The organism is Pseudomonas sp. TS_SC_3 (assembly GCF_056156225.1).
Window position 1 is genome coordinate 257280 of record NZ_CM149586.1, and the last position, 18446, is coordinate 275725.

The following is an 18446-nucleotide window of genomic DNA, read 5'->3' on the forward strand; positions in this document are numbered from 1 at the left end:
TTGTCTCGATTTTGGAATAAACATGTCGACTCGTTCGTTGTTGATCACTGCTGCACCGTTTCGTTTGGCACCACTGTGTGTCGGTTTACTGCTGGCCACCCAGGCGTATGCCGCGCAAACCACTGAGCCATCATTGCTGCAATTGCCACCGTTGGTGGTCACGGGCGTGGCCCAGCAGTCGCCGGTCACCGTGGTTACCGACCCCAAGCAGCCTCGTCAGCCGGTGCCCGCCGCCGATGGTGCGGATTACCTGAAAACCATCCCCGGCTTCAACGCCATCCGCAGTGGCGGCGCCAATGGCGACCCGTTGTTTCGCGGTATGTTCGGCTCGCGCTTGAACATTCTCAGTGATGGTGGCGTGCTGCTGGGTGCCTGCCCCAATCGTATGGATGCGCCAACCTCCTACCTGTCGCCGGAGAACTTCGACCGTCTGACGGTGATCAAGGGGCCACAATCGGTGCTATGGGGCCCGGGTGCCTCGGCGGCGACGATTCTCTTTGAGCGTGACACGCCGCGCTTTGAAACTCTCGGCGGGCGTGTCGATGGCAGCGTATTAGCCGGCTCCAATGGCCGTTTTGATCGTCGTTTGGATGCCACAGCGGGGGGCAGTCAGGGCTATGTCCGCGTGCTCGGCAACAGCGCCCAGGCCGATGATTACCAGGACGGTAATGGCGACACCGTGCCCTCGCGTTGGCAGAAGTGGAACAGTGACGTGCTGCTCGGTTGGACGCCGAATGACGACACCTTGATCGAACTTAGTGCCGGTCGTGGCGATGGCGAGGCCCGCTATGCTGGGCGCGGTATGGATGGCAGCCAGTTCTTGCGTGAGAGCCTCGGCCTGCGTGTGCGCCTGGAAAACCTCGGTGAGGTGTTCCAAGGCCTGGAAGGGCAGGTGTATTACAACTATGCCGACCACGTGATGGAAAACTTCAGCCTGCGCAGCCCCAACCCGCAGGACGTTATGGCGATGATGCGCAACCCCATGGCCAGTAACGTTGACCGCCGCACCTTGGGTGGTCGCGTGGTGGGCACGTGGGACTGGCAAGCGGTCGAACTCAAGGCCGGCGTCGACGCGCAGCGCAACGAGCATCGCAAGCGCGCCTCCAGCTTCAACATGATGACCCAGACCTACACCGACTACGACCAATTGCGCTGGGACAAAGACGCCGAGTTCCACAACTACGGGCTGTTTGGCGAATTGACCTGGCAGGTCAGTGAGCGTGAGCGCTGGGTTACTGGCGCACGCCTGGACCGCGCCTCGGTCAAGGATTACCGGCAAACCCTCGGCAGCGGCATGACCCTGCGCGCCAACCCCACGGCCGATGAAACCCGCAGCGAGACCCTGCCCAGTGGCTTTGTGCGTTACGAGCAGGACCTGCAGCGCCTGCCGGCCACCTGGTATGCCGGCCTCGGCCATACCCAGCGCTTCCCCGATTATTGGGAGTTGTTCTCCGCCAGCCCCGGCCCTATTGGTTTTGTGCAGCCGATGGAAAGCCTGGAACCGGAGAAAACCACCCAGCTGGATATCGGCATCAACTACCGCAGTGCAAAACTCGAAGCCTGGGCTTCCGCCTACGCTGGCCAGGTGCGTGATTACATCCTGTTTAGCTACGGCCCTGGGATGATGCCGGGGCATGTGCGTTCGCAAGCCAGCAATATCGACGCGCGCATCATGGGCGGCGAGCTGGGCCTGAGCTATCGCCTGGACAGCAACTGGAAAACCGATGCCAGCCTGGCCTATGCCTGGGGCAAGAACAGCTCCGATGATCGCCCGCTGGGGCAAACGCCGCCGCTGGAAGCACGTTTTGGTTTGGCTTATGAGCGCAGTGATTGGAGCGCTGGCGCGCTATGGCGTGTGGTCGCGGCGCAGAACCGGGTGGATGAGGGCAAGGGTAACGTGGTCGGCAAAGACTTCGATAAAAGCAGTGGGTTTGCCGTGTTCTCGCTCAATACCGCCTACCGCCTAACGCCCGAGGTCAAGCTCAGCGCCGGCGTGGATAACCTGTTCGATAAGGCGTACAGCGAGCACCTGAACCTGGCCGGTAATGCCGGGTTCGGTTTTTCTGCGGATGACCCGCAAGCCTTCAATGAGCCGGGTCGAACGCTGTGGACCAAAGTCGACTTCAGCTTCTGATCTGCCATTAGGCGCCGCTCCGCAGTGAGCGGCGCTGTGCTGTCTGTAACCGCACGGGTCGCTCTGTTCTGCACAGCCTGGCCCGTGCGGTTTTTTCTGTGCCGGGGAAGAGATTTGCGGGGCTTAAGCAGGTTTTAAGCTTCACCGAGCACTGTGTACCTGCAGACATCAACTCACTTGTAAGGAACACCTCATGCGCAAATTACTTCTGCTGTCTCTGGCTTTGGCCAGCCCGCTGACCTTCGCCGCCACCGAGTGCACCACCGCCGACAAGGCGCAGTGGCAGGATCAGGACAAATTTCAGGCCGACCTCAAAGCCCAGGGTTACGCGATCAAAAAATTCAAAGTCACCAGCGGCAACTGCTACGAAATCTACGGTTTTAACAAGGAGGGTCAGAAGGTCGAAATATACTTCGATCCAGTCAGCGGCAAGGCCATTAAAGGCGGCGTCGAAGACTGATGAACACCGCCACCGCACGCCTGTGGGACCCGCTGATCAGGCTGTTCCACTGGTCCTTGGCAGGCGCTTTTCTGGCCAATTACTTCTTCACCGAAGAGGGCGAGAACTGGCACCGCTGGTTCGGTTATTACGCCGTGGCCTGGTTGGCGATCCGCCTGGTGTGGGGTTTTATCGGTACACCGGCAGCGCGCTGGGCGGACTTTTGGCCCACCCGGGCGCGCCTGGCCGAACACCTGCGGGCCTTGCTCAGCGGGCGTGATTACCACCGCATGGGGCATTCCCCGCTGGGCGGCTTGGTGATGATCGGCATGATGCTGTTGATGCTCGGCCTGGGTGTGACCGGCTTTCTGATGGAGGAGGTCGATTACTTCTGGGGTGCAGATCTGCCGTTAGCAATTCATGAATTCTGCGCCGATGCGTTGATGGCCTTGGTGGGCCTGCACATCGCGGCGGCGTTGTTTGAAAGCTACCGGCTGAAGGAAAACCTGCCGCTGTCGATGGTCACCGGCAAGCGGCGCAAGCTGGATCACTGAGTTTTTATCTGTCGCGGCTAAAGCCCCTCCCACGTGACGTTTAACTCTGTGGGAGGGGCTTTAGCCGCGATGATTTTGTTCAAACCAGCCTTGCATCCAGGCTGTTCTGCGCCAGGCGCTTGGCCTGCTCCTGGGTCATGCCCAGACTGTCATGCAGGGCGGCAAAGTTCTCGGTGACGTAGCCGCCGAAGTAGGCCGGGTCGTCCGAGTTTACCGTCACCTTCACCCCGCGTTCGAGCATCTGCAGGATGTTGTGCTGGCGCATGTCGTCGAACACGCAGAGCTTGGTATTGGACAGCGGGCAAACGGTCAGTGGGATCTGTTCATCAATGATGCGCTGCATCAGGCGCTCGTCTTCGATGGCGCGCACGCCATGGTCAATACGCTCGATTTTCAGCAGGTCCAGCGCTTCCCAGATGTACTCGGGCGGACCTTCCTCACCGGCGTGGGCGACGGTCAGGTAGCCCTCACTGCGCGCCTTGTCGAACACGCGCTGGAACTTGCTCGGCGGGTGGCCCATCTCCGAGCTGTCCAAACCGACGGCGATAAACGCATCGCGGAATGGCCTGGCCTGCTCCAGGGTTTTGAAGGCTTCTTCTTCGGACAGGTGGCGCAGAAAACTCAGGATCAAGCCGTGGCTGATGCCCAACTGCTTCTCGCCATCGACCAGCGCCTGCTTGATCCCGCGCAGTACCACTTCAAAGGGAATGCCCCGGTCGGTGTGGGTCTGCGGGTCGAAGAACGGCTCGGTGTGGATGACGTTCTGCGCCTTGCACTTTTGCAGGTAGGCCCAGGTCAGGTCGTAGAAGTCCTGCTCGGTGCGCAGTACATCGGCGCCGGCGTAATACAGGTCGAGAAACTCCTGCAGGTTGTTGAAGGCATAGGCACTGCGCAGCGCTTCAACGTCGTTCCAGGGCAGGGTGATCTTGTTGCGCTCGGCCAGGGCAAACAGCAGCTCAGGCTCCAGCGACCCCTCAATGTGCAGGTGCAGTTCGGCCTTGGGCAGGGCATTGAGCCAGTCGTACATGGTCGGATCTCGTTATCAGGCGTGGTTGCGGCCAAGTTTAACCGTTAGGACAGGATTTCGCCGAATCGGTACGGGTCGTTGACGATGTGGGGGGCTATGTAGGGTGGACATCGCTTTTTATGTCCACCAAGCGGTCTTCATGGTGCCGCAGGTGGTGGATGAAAACAGCGCCATCCACCCTACAGGCTACAGGCGGTCATCCCGCCTGTTCGTCTCGCCGATACGCATAGGTATCAGCAAAGCGTGACAGCAGGTACTCGGCGCTGGTCACGCTCGGATACTTAGGCGGATGGGCGGCGTCCGAGCAGTTGGGCAGGCAGCTGATCTCGGTGTCCGGGTGCGGTTCGGCGAAGAACGGCATGGAGTAGCGGTCAACCCCCAGCGGGCTGATCACTCGGTGCGGGGTTGAGGTGTAGCGGTCGTTGCTCCAGCGCGCGAGCATGTCGCCGATGTTCACCACAAAGCTGCCGGCAATCGGCGGGGCGTCGATCCACTCACCGTCACGGTTGCGCACTTGCAGGCCGCCGGCGTTGTCCTGATAGAGCAGGGTGATGCAGCCGTAATCGGTGTGCGCGCCTGCGCCCTGCTGTTCGGCGCTGCTGGCGGTGTGGCGCTGCGGGTAGTGGATCATCCGCAGCACGCTGATCGGCTCATGAAAACGCGTGTCGAAAAAGTCGCGGTCGATATCCAGCGCAAGGGTCATGGCGCGCAACAGGGTTTGCGCCAGCGCCTGCATATCGGCGTAGTGCTGTTCCATCAGGGCGGCCCAGCCAGGTAGATCTGGGTGGCGATTGGCCCCGCGCAGCGGCTTGCCGGCCAGCACCTCGGGATGATTGAGGTCCATGTGGAAACCCATATCGAAGGTTTCCTTGAGGTCGCTCGGTTTGCTCGGGTCCAGCTGCTCGGTGGCAATCGCGCCGTAGCCTCGGTGATGGGCGGTCTGGGTGATGTCGATCTTGAGCTTTTCTGCAGCCGGCAGGGCGAAGAAGGTCCTGGCGGCGCTCAGCAATTCGGCGATACGCGCCGGGCTGATCGGGTGGCCGGTGATGTAGAAGAATCCCCACTCGCGGCAGGCGCGGTCAATCTGCTCAGCCACGGCGGGCCAGGCAGCTTGGTCGTCGCTGTACAACGGGGCGATGTCGATAATCGGTAGGGTGTTCATAGAGGCTCCGGGTGGGGGCATGCTGCGAGTCTTCTCGTACCCAGGGCAGCGAAAAAGGACGATGCCCGTTAAGGCATCGTCCTTTTGATGCGGTTCTGCCAGTGAGGCAGGGACGGCATCTGGGTTATGACTTACTTCGGCAGTTCAGCCTTTACGTTTTCCACGTAGTAGTTCATCGAGGCCAGTTCGGCGTTGGTGGCGGCGACGCCGGCCGGGATTTTTTCTACGCCGCTCTGGTCCTTGATCGGGCCAGTGAAAGGGTGGAAGGCGCCGCTCTTGATGTCGGCGATGATCTGCTCGGCCTCGGTTTTCACCTCGGCCGGCACCAGGTCGCTGATTGGCAGGCGAATGGTGTCTTCGGTCAGACCGCCCCAGAAATCTTCGGATTTCCAGGTACCGTCGATCACGGCCTGTGTGGATTTAACGTAGTGCGGGCCCCAGTCGTTGACGATCGAGGTGAGCACGGCTTTCGGCCCGAAGTGCGCCATGTCCGAGGCGTAGCCCACGGAGTAGACGCCACGACGCTCGGCGGTCTGGATCGGTGCTGGGCTGTCGGTGTGCTGGAACACCACGTCGACGCCCTGGTCGATCAGTGCGTTGGCGGCATCGGATTCCTTGCCCGGATCGAACCAGGAGTTGACCCATACCACCTTGATTTCGGTGCCGGGGTTGTACTTGTCCAGCGCCAGCTGGATGGCGTTGATATCGCGGATTACTTCTGGGATCGGGAAGGAGGCGACGTAGCCGATTTTTTTGGTCTTGGTCATCTTCGCTGCGAGGAAGCCGCCGACATAGCGACCCTCATACGAGCGCGACAGGTAGGTGCCGAGGTTCTTGTCCTGCTTGTAGCCGGTGGCGTGTTCGAAGGTCAGCTTGGGGAATTGTTTGGCCACTTTCAGCGTCGGGTTCATATAGCCGAACGAGGTGGTGAAGATCAGGTCATAGCCGCCCTTGGCCATGTTACGGATCACCCGCTCGGCGTCGGCACCTTCCGGTACGTTTTCCACGTAGCTGGTTTCGACCTTGTCGCCGAGCTGTTTGATCACTGCCTGACGGCCCTGCTCATGCTGGTAAGTCCAGCCGTGGTCGCCAATCGGGCCGATATAAACAAAGCCGATCTTCAACGGATCGGCGGCGGAAGCGCCCAATGTGGCGCTAAAGCCAAGGGCGGCAACGAGGGTGCGCAGCAGCGGTTTTTTGCTCTTCTCGAACATGGTTGGCGGAACTCCGATGTGTGTGGGTACGTTGTTGTTAAACAGCTGCCTGTTCGATTGCAAAAAGCTGACCAACTGGACAATTAGCGCGCCACACCGCGCTAAAACGCAGAACCCCGCCGGGGCGGGGTTCTTGGGTGGTTCTGTGCTGGTGCGTAAGCGTCAGAGCATGCTGCCTGCTGGTGCGTAGAAGAGGCTTAGTGTCCCGGCTGCCACGGCTTGCCCAGTGATACAGGCGCAAACAGGCGTGTCTTGATCGCGTCGCGCGACAGCAGGACCAGCACCAGAATGGTCGCCACATACGGCAGCATCGCCAGCAGGTTTGATGGGATCGACAGGCCGATGCCCTGTGCCACCAGATGGATGATGCTGGCCAGGCCAAACAGGTAGGCGCCGAGCAGCGCGCGGAATACCCGCCAGCTGGCAAATACCACCAGCGCCAGAGCGATCCAGCCGCGCCCAGCGGTCATGTTTTCCGCCCACATCGGTGTATAGGCCAGCGACAGGTAACCGCCCGCCAAGCCGGCCATGGCACCACCGAATAACACCGCCAATGTGCGCACGCGCAGCACCGGCAGGCCCATGGCGCTGGCCGCATCGGGGTTTTCACCTACTGCCTGGATGATCAAGCCGATGCGGCTTTTCAGCAGCACCCAGGCCACCAAACCGAACAGAGCGAAGGACAGGTAAACCAGAATGTCCTGGGCAAACAGCATGCGCCCGATCAGTGGAATCTCGCTAAGCAGCGGAATGGCAATGGGCTCGAAACCGGCCAGCGGTTTGCCGACCCAGGCCGCGCCGACAAAGGTGGAGAGGCCAACGCCAAAGATGGTCAGCGCCAGGCCGGTGGCCACCTGATTGGCGTTAAAGCCCAGGGCCACGGCGGCGAACAGCATCGACAGCAGCATGCCGGCGCTCATCGTCAGCAGCACGCCGAGCCACAGGTTGCCGGTACTCAGGGCGACGATAAAACCGATCACCGCGCCGAACAGCATCATGCCTTCCTGGCCGAGGTTGAGCACGCCGCTCTTCTCACAGATCAGTTCACCCAACGCCACCAGCAGCAGCGGCGTACCGGTGCGCACCATGGCGTAGAAAATATTGCTTAACAGGTCGAGGTCCATCGGGAATTCCTACAGATACGTTGTCAGGCCATTGCTTCGGCGTTGGTTGTGCGCTGCGCCCACTTCAGCTTCAGCCGTGGCCGATAAAGAATCAGCACGTCGCAGGCGAGCAGGAAGAACAGCATCATTCCTTGGAACAGTTGGGTGATCGCCTGGGGCAGGTTCATGGTCATCTGCGCGTTCTCGCCGCCCAGGTACAACAGGGCCATCAGCAGGCTGGCGAACAGAATGCCGAGCGGATTCAGGCGGCCGAGAAAGGCCACGGTGATCGCCGCGTAGCCGTAGCCCGGCGATACCTGCGGCACCAGTTGGCCAATCGGCCCGGCCACTTCACCGACACCCGCCAACCCGGCCAGGCCGCCGCTGACCAGCAGGGCAAACCACACCAGGCGCTTCTCACGAAAACCGACAAAACCGGCGGCGCGGCGGTCGAGGCCGAGCACCTTGATCTGAAAACCAAGAAAGCTTTTGTGCAGCAGTACCCACACCGCCACCAGGGCCAGCAAGGCGAAGTACAGGCCGGCATGCAGACGACCATCCTCGCTGACCAGGGGCAGGCGGCTGGCGTCGCCGAACATCGCCGACTCGGGGAAGTTGAAGCCGGCTGGGTCCTTCAGCGGGCCGTGTACGAAGAACAGCAGCAGGTTCAGCGCGATGTAGTTGAGCATGATGCTGGTGAGGATTTCGTTGGCATTGAACTGCGTGCGCAACCAGGCGGTGAGGCCGCCCCAGGCTGCACCCGCTGCCACGCCGGCGAGCACCACCCAGACCAGCGCCCAGCGGCTGTCCCAGTCGATAATCTGGATCGCCATGGCGCTGCCGGCCAGCGCGCCGAGCAGCAGTTGACCTTCTGCGCCGATATTCCAGATACGCGCCTGGTAGGCCACCGCCAGGCCGAGGGCGCAGAGCAGAATCGGCAGCGCCTTGACCAGCAGTTCGGAGACGCCATACCAGTCGGCCAGTGGTGCGATCAGCAGGGTGTGCAGGGTGTCCAGCGGGTCGTGGCCGAGCAGGGCGAACAACAGCGCGCCGCTGCACAGGGTCAGCACGGCGGCGAGCAGTGGCGACAACCAGAGCATGGCGCGCGATTGCTGACCGCGCGGTTCGAGGGATAACAGCATGGAAAACTCCGTCAGCTCAGGCTGGCAGCAGCGGCTGCCGGCGTGCTTGTGATAGGGGGCAGTGGAGCGAATTCACCGGCCATCCAGCGGCCGACTTCAACCGCTTCGGTTGCTGCGGTGGCGGCCAGGGACGAGAGCTTGCCGCTGCACAGCGCGCCAATGCGGTCGCTGATCTGGAACAGCTCATCGAGGTCTTCGGAAATCACCAGGATCGCCGCGCCGGCATCGCGCAGGGCAATCAGCGCGCGATGAATCGCTGCCGCTGCGCCGACGTCCACGCCCCAGGTCGGGTGTGCCGCCACCAGCAATTTGGGGTTCTGCAGGATTTCGCGGCCGAGGATAAATTTCTGCAAGTTGCCGCCGGACAGGCTGCGCGCGGGCGCCTCGGCATCCGGCGTCTTGACCGCAAAGCGCTGGATGATCTGGTCGGCCAAGGCGCGCACCTTGCCGCGCTGAATCAGGCCCTTGCTCAACAAGCCTTGCTGGAAAGCGGTGAGCAGGGCGTTATCACTCAGGCTCATGTCCGGCACCGCGCCATGGCCCAACCGTTCGGCCGGAACAAATGCCAGGCCCAGTTTGCGCCGCGCATCCGGGTACAGGTCGGCGATGGGTTGAGTGTCCAGGCTGATGCGTTCGCGCTCGCTGCGCGGCAGGCGGGTTTCGCCACTGAGCAGAGCCAGCAGCTCGTCCTGACCATTGCCGGCGACTCCGGCGATGCCAACGATCTCGCCGCTGCGCACCTCCAGGCGGATCTGGCTGAGGGTGCAGCCGAACGGGTCGGCGTTGTGCCAGCTGAGATCATCCACGCGCAAACGCGGCAGACCGCCGTCAGCTTTCGGGTAACTGCTTTCCAGGCCTTCGGCGTCACCGACCATCAGCCGCGCCAGCTGCAGGTCGCTGCACTCGGCCGGTATGCAATGCCCCGACACCTTACCGCCGCGCAGCACCGTGGCGCTCTGGCACAAGGCGCGCACCTCGCCAAGCTTGTGGCTGATAAACAGAATGCTGCAGCCCTCGGCGGCCAGGCGGCGCAGGGTTACAAACAGTTCATCGGCCTCCTGCGGGGTCAGTACCGAGGTCGGTTCATCAAGAATCAGCAGTTTGATGTCTTGCATCAGGCAACGGACGATCTCCACCCGCTGCCGTTCACCGATGGACAGGCTGTGTACCAGCCGGCCCGGTTCCAGGGCCATGCCATAACGCTGCGACACCTCGCGAATCTTCGGTTCCAACTGTTTCGGTGTACCGGCATCCGTGCCCATGGCCAGGGCAATGTTCTCCGCCACGGTCAGCGTCTCGAACAGCGAGAAGTGCTGAAACACCATGCCTACGCCAAGGCTGCGCGCCATGGCCGGGTCACGCATCTTCAGCGGTTCGCCCTGCCAGCGAATCTCGCCACTGTCAGGTTGGGTGACGCCGTAGATGATCTTCATCAGCGTGCTTTTGCCAGCACCGTTCTCGCCGAGTAGCGCATGGATTTCCCCAGGCGCAATGCTCAGATCGATACGGTCATTGGCCAGGCAGCTGGGGTAGCGCTTGCTGATACCGCTCAGCTGCAAGCGAGGAATAGCAGGGGAACTGGACATGGGCAGTGGCTCAGGAATGACAACTGCCCGAGCTAAAGCAAAAAGCTGGCCAGTGGGTCAGAAAAGCTGCTGTGCCGTGCTAGCGTAAGGTCCATCACAACCGCCTGCCTGGCGGAGGCTCCAGCGTGGTGCGCAGTGTTAAAGGCTGGTGCGTTTTGGCGCAGTGCTGATGGGCAAGGCCGTCGCGGCTAAAGCGGAGTGCCGCCCAGCCCCTCCCATGGGGCACCATAACTCTGTGGGAGGGGCTTAAGCCGCGACAGGACTTACTGCGCCTGCAACTCAATCCGCCCACGGCTGATATCCGCCAGCAGCCGTTGAAATTCGGCCACCCGAGCGGCTGGGAGTGCCAGCTGCAGCTCGGCACCCGTGGCATCGTAGTGTTCGTGTTGCAGCAGGCAGTCAAAGTCGTTCAGGCGCGCCTTGAACAGCGGCAGTTCGGCAAACAGGCAATGGCAGCGGTAGTGCTCGCGGGCCACCAACTCGATGCGCGGTGCGCTTTGCAGGCATTTATTGGCGCTGCCGCCGTAGGCGCGGGCCAGGCCGCCGGTGCCGAGCTGGATGCCGCCGTAAAAGCGGATCACCAGCACCGCCACCTGATCCATCTCCTGCGCTTCAATCGCAGCGAGAATCGGTCGGCCAGCGGTGCCGCCCGGTTCGCCGTCGTCGCTAAAACGGTATTGCTGGCCCACCTTCCAGGCCCAGCAGTTATGGCTGGCGCTGGCGTCGCTGTGGGCGGTGATGAAGGACTGCGCCTCGGCCGCGCTGGCAACCGGCGCGGCGAGGGCAATAAAGCGGCTTTTGCGAATTTCCTCGCGGTACTCGCAAGGGCCGAGCAGGGTGAAGGGCATCAGCTACAGGGCCTTAACGAGTCGGCGGGGTCAGCCCACAGCCTTTGAGGATGATCTGCACGAGGTTGTCACTGGCCGCGCTGAAGTCTTGTTTGCGCAGGCGTGGTTTGCCGGTGACGCGGCAAATTTGCGAGGCAAAGTCGGCGTAATGCTGGGTGCTGCTCCACAACAGAAAAATCAGGTGCACGGGATCGACCGGGTCCATCTTGCCAGCAGCGATCCAGCCTTCGAAGACGGCGGCGCGACCGCGGAACCAGCTCAGGTAGTCCTGGTTAAAGTACGCCGACAGGCATTCACCGCCGCTGATGACCTCCATAGCGAAGATGCGTGAAGCCTTGGGGTAACGCCGGGAGAACTCCATTTTTGTGCGGATATAGCCGGCAATCGCGTCGGCAGGGTCGTCGTCGACGCTGAGGTTGTTGAAGGTGCTGTCCCACAGTTCGAGGATGTTGCTCAACACCGCCAGGTACAGCCCCAGCTTATTGGTGAAGTAGTAGTGCAGGTTGGCTTTGGGCAGGCCGACATTCTGCGCAATGGTGTTCATGCTGGTGCCCTTGAAGCCGTGGCAGGCGAACTCCTCCTCGGCGGCGGCGAGAATGGCTTCTTCGTTTTTCTGCCGAATACGCCCTGCAGGTTTGTCGGAAGGGTTGGCACTGTGCGCGCGGACTTCAAAGGTCATGGGAATACCGAGCTGATCAAGGAACGGAGCGGATGCACTGATAACGCACTGCTACCCGGGTGACAAGCGTAACGCCGAGAAAAATACGCGCAATGACTTCACGGTTCTGCGTTGCACTGCGCGCGTGCATAACCGGCGCGCCGCCGCACAGTTTTATGGCCTGGGCACACGGCGCCGGTTAAGCGCTCCCGACTGTCCCAGCCGATCATCCCCAAGGCTGCGCCCTACAGTGCGCTGCTTTCGCCGCGGTGTGCCCAACCGGTCAGGCGTTTTTCGAAGAAGGCGAACAGCTCGTACATCACCACGCCCATGGCGCCGATGACGATCAGCCCGGCGAACACCAGGGCCATGTCCATTGAGGAGCTGGCCGCCATCATCAGGTAGCCGATGCCGAGGTTGGAGGCCACGGTTTCCGAGATCACCGAACCGACGAAGGCCAGGGTGATGGCCACCTTCAGCGAGGCGAAGAAGTACGGCATGGCGCGCGGCAGGCCGACCTTGCGCAGGATGTCCAAGCGGGAGGCGCCGAGCGAGCGCAGCACGTCTTCCAGTTCCGGTTCGAGGGTGGCCAGGCCGGTGGCGACGTTGACCAGCACCGGGAAGAAGGAAATCAGAAAGGCGGTAAGAATCGCCGGCACCGTGCCGATGCCAAACCACACCACCAGCACGGGCACAAAGGCCACTTTGGGAATGCTGTTAAAGCCGACCAATAACGGGTACAGCGCCTTATAAACCAGCGGCGACATACCGACCGCAATGCCTAATAACAGCCCCACCGCCACGGCGATGGCGAAGCCGACGAGCGTGGTGAACAGGGTTTGCGTGGCGTGCATCAGGATCGGGTCCCAGCGCGCAACGCCGGCTTGCCATACGGCGGTGGGGGCCGGGAACAGGTACTCCGGCACGTGGAGTCCGGTGCAGATGGCTTCCCAGATCAGCAGCAGAAATACCACCACCAGCCAGGGTGCCAGGCGAATCAATTGTTTTTCGGTGAGCATGGTTATTCTCGCGATGGGCGTGGCGGTTTCAGGACTGGCGGATGCGGCCGATCTGCTCGCGCAGGGCCTGCACATCACTGGCGAAGGCTTCCGTGTAGGTCACCTCAAGGGCGCGCGGCCGCGCCAGGTCGATGGGCCTGCGCATCAGGATTCGGCCTGGCCGTTTGCTCATCACGTACACGGTGTCCGCGAGGAACACCGCCTCGCGTAGGTCATGCGTGACCAGAATTACGGTGAACGGCTCACTGCGCCACAGGTCTTGCAGCAGGCACCAGAGTTCTTCGCGGGTGAAGGCATCGAGGGCGCCGAAGGGTTCGTCGAGCATCAGCAGGCGCGGTTTGTGGATCAGCGCGCGGCAGATCGAGGCCCGCTGCTGCATGCCACCCGACAGCTCCCAGGGGTACTTGTCCTCGTAACCGGCCAGGCCGACTTTGGCCAGCAGGGCGCGCGCTTGCTCCTCGTAGGCTTTGCGTTCGCGCCGCAGGTTGGAGCGGTAGGGCTCGACGATTTCCAGTGGCAGCATGACGTTCTGCAAGGTGGTGCGCCACGGCAGCAGGTTGGACGCCTGGAAGGCCATGCCGATGCATTTTTGCGGGCCGCCTACCTGACGGCCGCCGAGGTAAACGTAGCCTGCGCTGGGCTCACGCAAGCCGGACACCAGCTTCATCAGGGTGGATTTGCCGCAGCCGGAGGGCCCGACGACCGCGACGAACTCGTTCTCGCGCACATCAAGGCTGATCGCTTCGATGGCCAGTGGTCCGCCGTCGTTGTAGGCCAGGCTGACGTTTTCAAATTTGACGAAATTCATAGGGCATTCCGGGTAAAAAGCACAAACCCCGCGCGCATCTGCCGTGCGCGGGGCATTCGCGGGGGCGCTTAGGGCAGGGCGCGTGCACTGGCGGCCGGCAGGTAGCTCGCATCGAACAGGCTGCTGGCAGCGGGTCTGGTTTTCAGGTCGTAGGCGCTGACTGCTTCGTCGATGGCGCGCTCCAGACGGTCGGGTTTGACCGCGCCGAGGCCGATTTCGCGCACTTCGGCGGTCACCACGTTGGTTTCCAGTGCCAGCTTCAGCCGGCGCAGCTCCAAGTCTGGCTTGCTCAGCGGGTCCTGTTGGCTTACATGGCTGACGGCTTGCTCAGGCGCGGCCAGGGTTTCCAGCAGGGCTTTGTTGAAGGCGCGCAGGAAGCCTCTGACCAGCTCGGGTTTTTCCTTGAGCAGCTGTTCGCTGGCGATGATGCTGTTGCCGTAAAGCTCTACGCCGTATTGCGGGTAGGGCATGCTGACGATGTCCTCGGGCTTGATGCCGCGCGCTTCCAGGTTGAGCAGGCTGGTGAAGTAAAAACCGGTGATGGCATCGACCTGACCACGCGCCAGCATGGTCTCGCGGATGGCTGGGTCGACGCTCTGCCAGACCACCTCATCGCTGGCCAAGCCGTTGTGCTTGGCAAAGGCCGGCCAGGCCTTGCGCCCTGCATCGAACACCGGCGCCGCCAGGGTTTTGCCTTTGAGGTCGGCGGGCGTGGCAATACCGGACGACTTCAGGGCAAATACGGCGGCTGGCGTGTTGTTGTACACCATGTAAACGCCCTGAATCGGCGTTTGCGGGTTGTTGGCGCTGTATTCGATCAGGGCATTGAAGTCGGCGAAGCCCAGGTCATAGGCGCCCGTGGCCACGCGTGTTACCGCGCCGGCGGAACCGTTGCCCGCATCGATGCTTACGTCTAAGCCTTCTGCGGCGAAGTAGCCTTTTTGTGCGGCCAGCAAAAACGGTGCAGAAGGGCCTTCGAAACGCCAGTCGAGGGTGAATTTGATCGGCGTCAGGGCGGCGGCTTGGGCGCTGGCCATCAAGCCGGCCAGGCCCACTGCGCCAAACCACTGCAGGGTGGGGCGGATCAGGTGAGTGAAGCGTCGCCATGCTGGGGGGGATACAGTCATCGATATTCTCCAGCGCCGCCTGGGCGGCACGTTTTCCTTGAATTAGAAATGCACCTTGAGCATGGCGCTGGCCGTGTTCTGGTCGGTGGTGAAGTTGGCGCTGTCTTCGATGCCGTACTTGTTGCTCCAGTAGTCGTACTCCACACCGACGTAAACCTGCTTGTCGCCCCAGTCCAGCGCCTTGCCCAGGTCGTACTTGATCTGCGGGTTGATGTGCAGGTTCTTGGCCAGGTAGTCACCGTTGGCCTTGGAGCCCGCATCGTTGACCACCCAGTCGATGTAGCCGTCGATGAGAATGTCTGACTTACCCACCGGAATGGTGATGGCCCAGGACGGGGTGATCTGCCATTGGCCGTCGGGTTTGCCGGTGATGCCATCGGGCTTGCGGTAGTAGCTGTTAATGGAAAAACGATCAAAGCCAGGCACGTTGAGGTCTACCGCTGGGCCGAGCAGGTAGTTGCGATTGCGGTTCTCGCCGCGCTCATAGGTGGCGGCGATAAGCACGTCTTTGATTGGCCCAAACGACAGGTTGCTGCCGGTGATCTTGCCCAGCGACAGGCGCGGGCTGAATTCGCCGTAGTAGGTATGCCCGGCATTACCGCTGGCACCGTTGAACCACTTGTTGTCGACGAAGAGGAAAACGTCGCCCCAGGCCCAGCCGCTGGCGTGCTCGAAGGTCACCGTTTGCTGGATCGGCTGTTCAACCTTGAAGTTCTTACCGTAGAGATAAGTCAGGCTGTTGTTTTGCCACAGCAGCGGGCTGTCGGCCTGCGCGTGGGCGGTGAATAACAGGGTGCTGGCGAGCAGCAGGGGAGAGACCTTGCGATACATGTGCGCTCCTTGGGTGGCATTTTTTCTTTTGGTTTTCCTGTCTGACCGGACAGTTAAATTGCCTAGTGCAATTTCTTGTCCAACTGATCAGTTTGTTCAGAAAAAATGCATGCCAAGGGTGGCTGCAGCTCCGTGCAAGCCTTGTGTGATCAGGTAGGGCGCCGCGGCTTAACGCGTCGACACCAACGTGGCGCTGGTGTTGTGTGTCCGCTGGGTTTTCAGCTGGTCAGCCTCGAACTGGTGCTTGCTGCACCGATACGAGGCACCTGTGATGGCAGTGAGGCGCTAGCTGCAGCTCGCCAGCGCGTCGAGAAAACTCTCCAGCACCAGATGCGGGCGGCGACCTTTGCGCGTCACCGAGGCCAGGCTGATGTCGTAGAAGCGGCTATTGGGCTTGAGCACACGCAGGCGGCCCTGCTGCACCCAGGCCTGAGCGTAGTGGTCGGGCAGGTAGCCGATGTAGCGCCCGGTGAGAATCAGAAACGCCATGCCTTCACGGTCGGAGGCGCTGGCGGTGCAATTGAGCACCTGATAATGGTTTTGCACCTCGGGTGGCAGGCGGAAGGTCGGAGCAATGGCTTCTTGAGCATCCAGGCGCTCGTCCTCAAGCAGCCGGTCATCCACATAAAACAACGGGTGGCCAACCGCGCAGTAGAGCAGCGAGCGCTCGTCGTACAGCGTTTGGTATTCCAGGCCAGACAGCGCGCCCACCTGCGGCACCACGCCGATGTGCAAGCGGCCGTCGAGTACGCCTTGTTCAACCTCACTCGGTGGCGTCATGCGGATATGAATGCGCACATCCGGCCCCTGCGTCTTTAATTGAGCCAGGGCGTTGGTGATGCGCATATGCGGCACCGTCACCAGGTTATCGGTCAGACCGATATTCAGCTCGCCGCGCAGGTGCTGGTGCAGGCCGTTAACCTCGGTGCGAAAGCTCTCCAGCGCCGCCAGCAATTGCTGGGTGCTCTGGTACACCTCGCGGCCTTCTTCGGTCAGGGCAAAGCCAGCGCGGCCACGTTGGCACAAGCGCAGGCCGAGGCGTTGCTCCAGGTCGCTCATTTGCTGGCTGATGGCCGAGCGGCCAATGCCTAGCGCGCTTTCCGCCGCGGAGAAGCCGCCGCACTCCACCACGCTGCGAAACAGCTTGAGCAGGCGGATATCAAAGTCGCTGACTTGGGCTAGTGGGTCGGGGCGGCGAGTGCTCATGTTGGGCTGCTCATTATGTGAAGGTCTTAGTTTAGTGATGGCTGAACTAAAGATAAGAAGAGTCGGGTTTTCACGACTGTAAGCGCGTGGCACCTTTACTGGCAACAGATTCGCTTTTTTCTAAGCCCCATCGCTCATTCGCCCTTCCTTGCGAGGCCACACGATGACCATGCAGCAGACCACCGTTCCGTCCCTGGCCAGCCAACTTAAGTTGGACGCGCATTGGATGCCGTTCTCCGCCAACCGCAACTTCAAGCGCGACCCGCGTTTGATCGTCGGCGCCGACGGCAACCACTTTATCGACGACAAGGGCCGGCGCATCTTCGACAGCCTGTCCGGGCTGTGGACCTGTGGCGCGGGGCACAACCGCAAGGAAATTCAGGAGGCGGTGGCCAAGCAATTGGGCACCCTGGATTACGCGCCGGGCTTCCAGTACGGCCACCCGCTGTCCTATCAGCTGGCCGAGAAAATCACCGAGCTGACCCCGGCCGGCCTCGATCACGTGTTCTACACCGACTCCGGCTCCGAGTGCGCCGACACCTCGGTGAAGATGGCCAAGGCTTATTGGCGCCTGAAAGGCCAACCGAGCAAAACTAAATTTATTGGCCGTGCCCGTGGCTACCATGGCGTGAACATCGCCGGCACCAGCCTCGGCGGCATCGGCGGTAACCGCAAGATGTTCGGCCAGATGATGGACGCCGACCACCTGCCGCACACCTTGCAGTCGCACCTGGCCTTTACCAAGGGTATGGCGCAGACCGGCGGCGTGGAGCTGGCCAACGAGCTGCTGAAGCTGATCGAACTGCACGATGCCTCCAACATCGCCGCCGTGATCGTTGAACCGATGTCCGGCTCCGCTGGCGTCATCGTGCCGCCAACCGGCTACCTGCAACGCCTGCGTGAGATCTGCACCCAGCACAACATTTTGCTGATCTTCGACGAAGTGATCACCGCCTACGGCCGTATGGGCAAGTGGACCGGTGCCGAGTTCTTTGGCGTGGTGCCGGACATCATGAACACCGCCAAGCAGGTCACCAACGGCGCGATTCCGCTGGGCGCAGTGATCGCTTCCAGCGAGATCTACAACACCTTTATGAACCAGGCGATCCCTGAGCACATGGTCGAGTTCGGCCACGGCTACACCTACTCGGGCCACCCTGTGGCGTGCGCCGCCGGCCTGGCAACCCTGGAGCTGCTCAAGCGCGACCACCTGATCGAGCAGTCCGCCGCCCTGGCGCCGATCTTTGAAGAGAAGCTGCACAGCCTCAAAGGCAGCAAGAACGTCGTCGACATCCGCAACTGTGGCCTGGCAGGCGCGATCCAGATCGCCCCGCGTGACGGCGACCCGGTGATCCGTCCGTTCGAGGCCGGCATCAAACTGTGGAATGCCGGTTTCTACGTGCGCTTCGGCGGCGATACCCTGCAGTTCGGGCCAACCTTCAACACCAAGCCCGAGCAGCTGGACTCCGTGTTCAACGCCGTAGGCGATGTGCTGAATAGCCTCGACTAGGCAGTAGGGTGGATGACGCTGTTTTCATCCACCATTGCTGTATTGGATCAGACCGGTGGATGGGTGAAGCGTCATCCG

17 protein-coding genes are annotated in these 18446 nt (G+C 61.7%); 4 read left to right on the top strand and 13 right to left on the bottom strand.

What is annotated here, in order from left to right:
• The first annotated feature begins 22 nt into the window (after positions 1-22).
• The 3 genes from AC0J6G_RS01310 (at position 23) to AC0J6G_RS01320 (ending at position 3127) form a co-directional block, all read left to right on the top strand.
• Complete coding sequence (locus tag AC0J6G_RS01310; RefSeq protein ID WP_475250613.1) at positions 23-2134, top strand: TonB-dependent copper receptor; 2112 nt, start codon at positions 23-25, stop codon at positions 2132-2134.
• A gap of 193 nt (positions 2135-2327) precedes the next feature.
• Positions 2328-2594 (top strand): PepSY domain-containing protein, encoded by a 267-nt coding sequence (locus AC0J6G_RS01315; protein ID WP_475250614.1) that lies wholly within the window; start codon positions 2328-2330, stop codon positions 2592-2594.
• A complete protein-coding gene (locus tag AC0J6G_RS01320) occupies positions 2594-3127 on the top strand; it encodes a cytochrome b/b6 domain-containing protein (RefSeq protein WP_475250615.1) in 534 nt (177 codons plus the stop codon). Before AC0J6G_RS01315 ends, AC0J6G_RS01320 begins: the two co-directional genes overlap by 1 nt.
• A gap of 79 nt (positions 3128-3206) precedes the next feature.
• Here the strand turns inward: AC0J6G_RS01320 and AC0J6G_RS01325 are convergent, their stop codons facing one another.
• The 13 genes from AC0J6G_RS01325 to AC0J6G_RS01385 form a co-directional block, all read right to left on the bottom strand.
• Positions 3207-4154 carry an adenosine deaminase gene (locus AC0J6G_RS01325; RefSeq protein WP_475250616.1) on the bottom strand — a complete coding sequence of 316 codons (948 nt, stop codon included), beginning with the start codon at positions 4152-4154 and terminating at the stop codon, positions 3207-3209.
• A 196-nt stretch (positions 4155-4350) separates the two neighbouring features.
• A complete protein-coding gene (locus tag AC0J6G_RS01330) occupies positions 4351-5316 on the bottom strand; it encodes a 2-oxoglutarate and iron-dependent oxygenase domain-containing protein (RefSeq protein ID WP_475250617.1) in 966 nt (321 codons plus the stop codon).
• A 131-nt stretch (positions 5317-5447) separates the two neighbouring features.
• Complete coding sequence (locus AC0J6G_RS01335) at positions 5448-6530, bottom strand: BMP family ABC transporter substrate-binding protein (RefSeq protein ID WP_475250618.1); 1083 nt, start codon at positions 6528-6530, stop codon at positions 5448-5450.
• 197 nt (positions 6531-6727) lie between these two features.
• Positions 6728-7654, bottom strand: coding sequence for an ABC transporter permease (locus AC0J6G_RS01340; protein ID WP_475250619.1), 927 nt, complete (start codon positions 7652-7654; stop codon positions 6728-6730).
• A gap of 23 nt (positions 7655-7677) precedes the next feature.
• The gene (locus AC0J6G_RS01345; protein WP_090255392.1) at positions 7678-8775 is read right to left on the bottom strand and encodes an ABC transporter permease; all 1098 of its coding nucleotides are present in this window, start codon (positions 8773-8775) and stop codon (positions 7678-7680) included.
• A gap of 11 nt (positions 8776-8786) precedes the next feature.
• On the bottom strand, positions 8787-10367 hold the full coding sequence (locus tag AC0J6G_RS01350) for an ABC transporter ATP-binding protein (RefSeq protein ID WP_475253554.1): 1581 nt from the start codon (positions 10365-10367) through the stop codon (positions 8787-8789).
• 257 nt (positions 10368-10624) lie between these two features.
• Positions 10625-11209, bottom strand: coding sequence for an IMPACT family protein (locus AC0J6G_RS01355; RefSeq protein WP_475250620.1), 585 nt, complete (start codon positions 11207-11209; stop codon positions 10625-10627).
• Between the two features lie 13 nt (positions 11210-11222).
• On the bottom strand, positions 11223-11888 hold the full coding sequence (locus AC0J6G_RS01360; protein WP_475250621.1) for a TetR/AcrR family transcriptional regulator: 666 nt from the start codon (positions 11886-11888) through the stop codon (positions 11223-11225).
• 224 nt (positions 11889-12112) lie between these two features.
• A complete protein-coding gene (locus AC0J6G_RS01365; protein WP_475250622.1) occupies positions 12113-12886 on the bottom strand; it encodes an ABC transporter permease in 774 nt (257 codons plus the stop codon).
• A gap of 28 nt (positions 12887-12914) precedes the next feature.
• Entirely contained in the window at positions 12915-13694 is a 780-nt protein-coding gene (locus AC0J6G_RS01370) for an ABC transporter ATP-binding protein (RefSeq protein WP_475250623.1), read from the bottom strand.
• Positions 13695-13762: 68 nt separating this feature from the next.
• Positions 13763-14821: an ABC transporter substrate-binding protein gene (locus AC0J6G_RS01375; protein WP_475250624.1), complete on the bottom strand. Its 1059-nt coding sequence runs from the start codon at positions 14819-14821 to the stop codon at positions 13763-13765.
• Positions 14822-14863: 42 nt separating this feature from the next.
• On the bottom strand, positions 14864-15652 hold the full coding sequence (locus AC0J6G_RS01380) for an outer membrane protein OmpK (RefSeq protein WP_475250625.1): 789 nt from the start codon (positions 15650-15652) through the stop codon (positions 14864-14866).
• 285 nt (positions 15653-15937) lie between these two features.
• Positions 15938-16858, bottom strand: coding sequence for a LysR family transcriptional regulator (locus AC0J6G_RS01385; protein WP_475250626.1), 921 nt, complete (start codon positions 16856-16858; stop codon positions 15938-15940).
• Between the two features lie 163 nt (positions 16859-17021).
• Here AC0J6G_RS01385 and aptA point away from each other — a divergent pair, with 163 nt between their 5' ends.
• A complete protein-coding gene (gene aptA, locus AC0J6G_RS01390; protein ID WP_475250627.1) occupies positions 17022-18368 on the top strand; it encodes an omega-aminotransferase AptA in 1347 nt (448 codons plus the stop codon).
• The last annotated feature ends 78 nt before the right edge of the window (positions 18369-18446 follow it).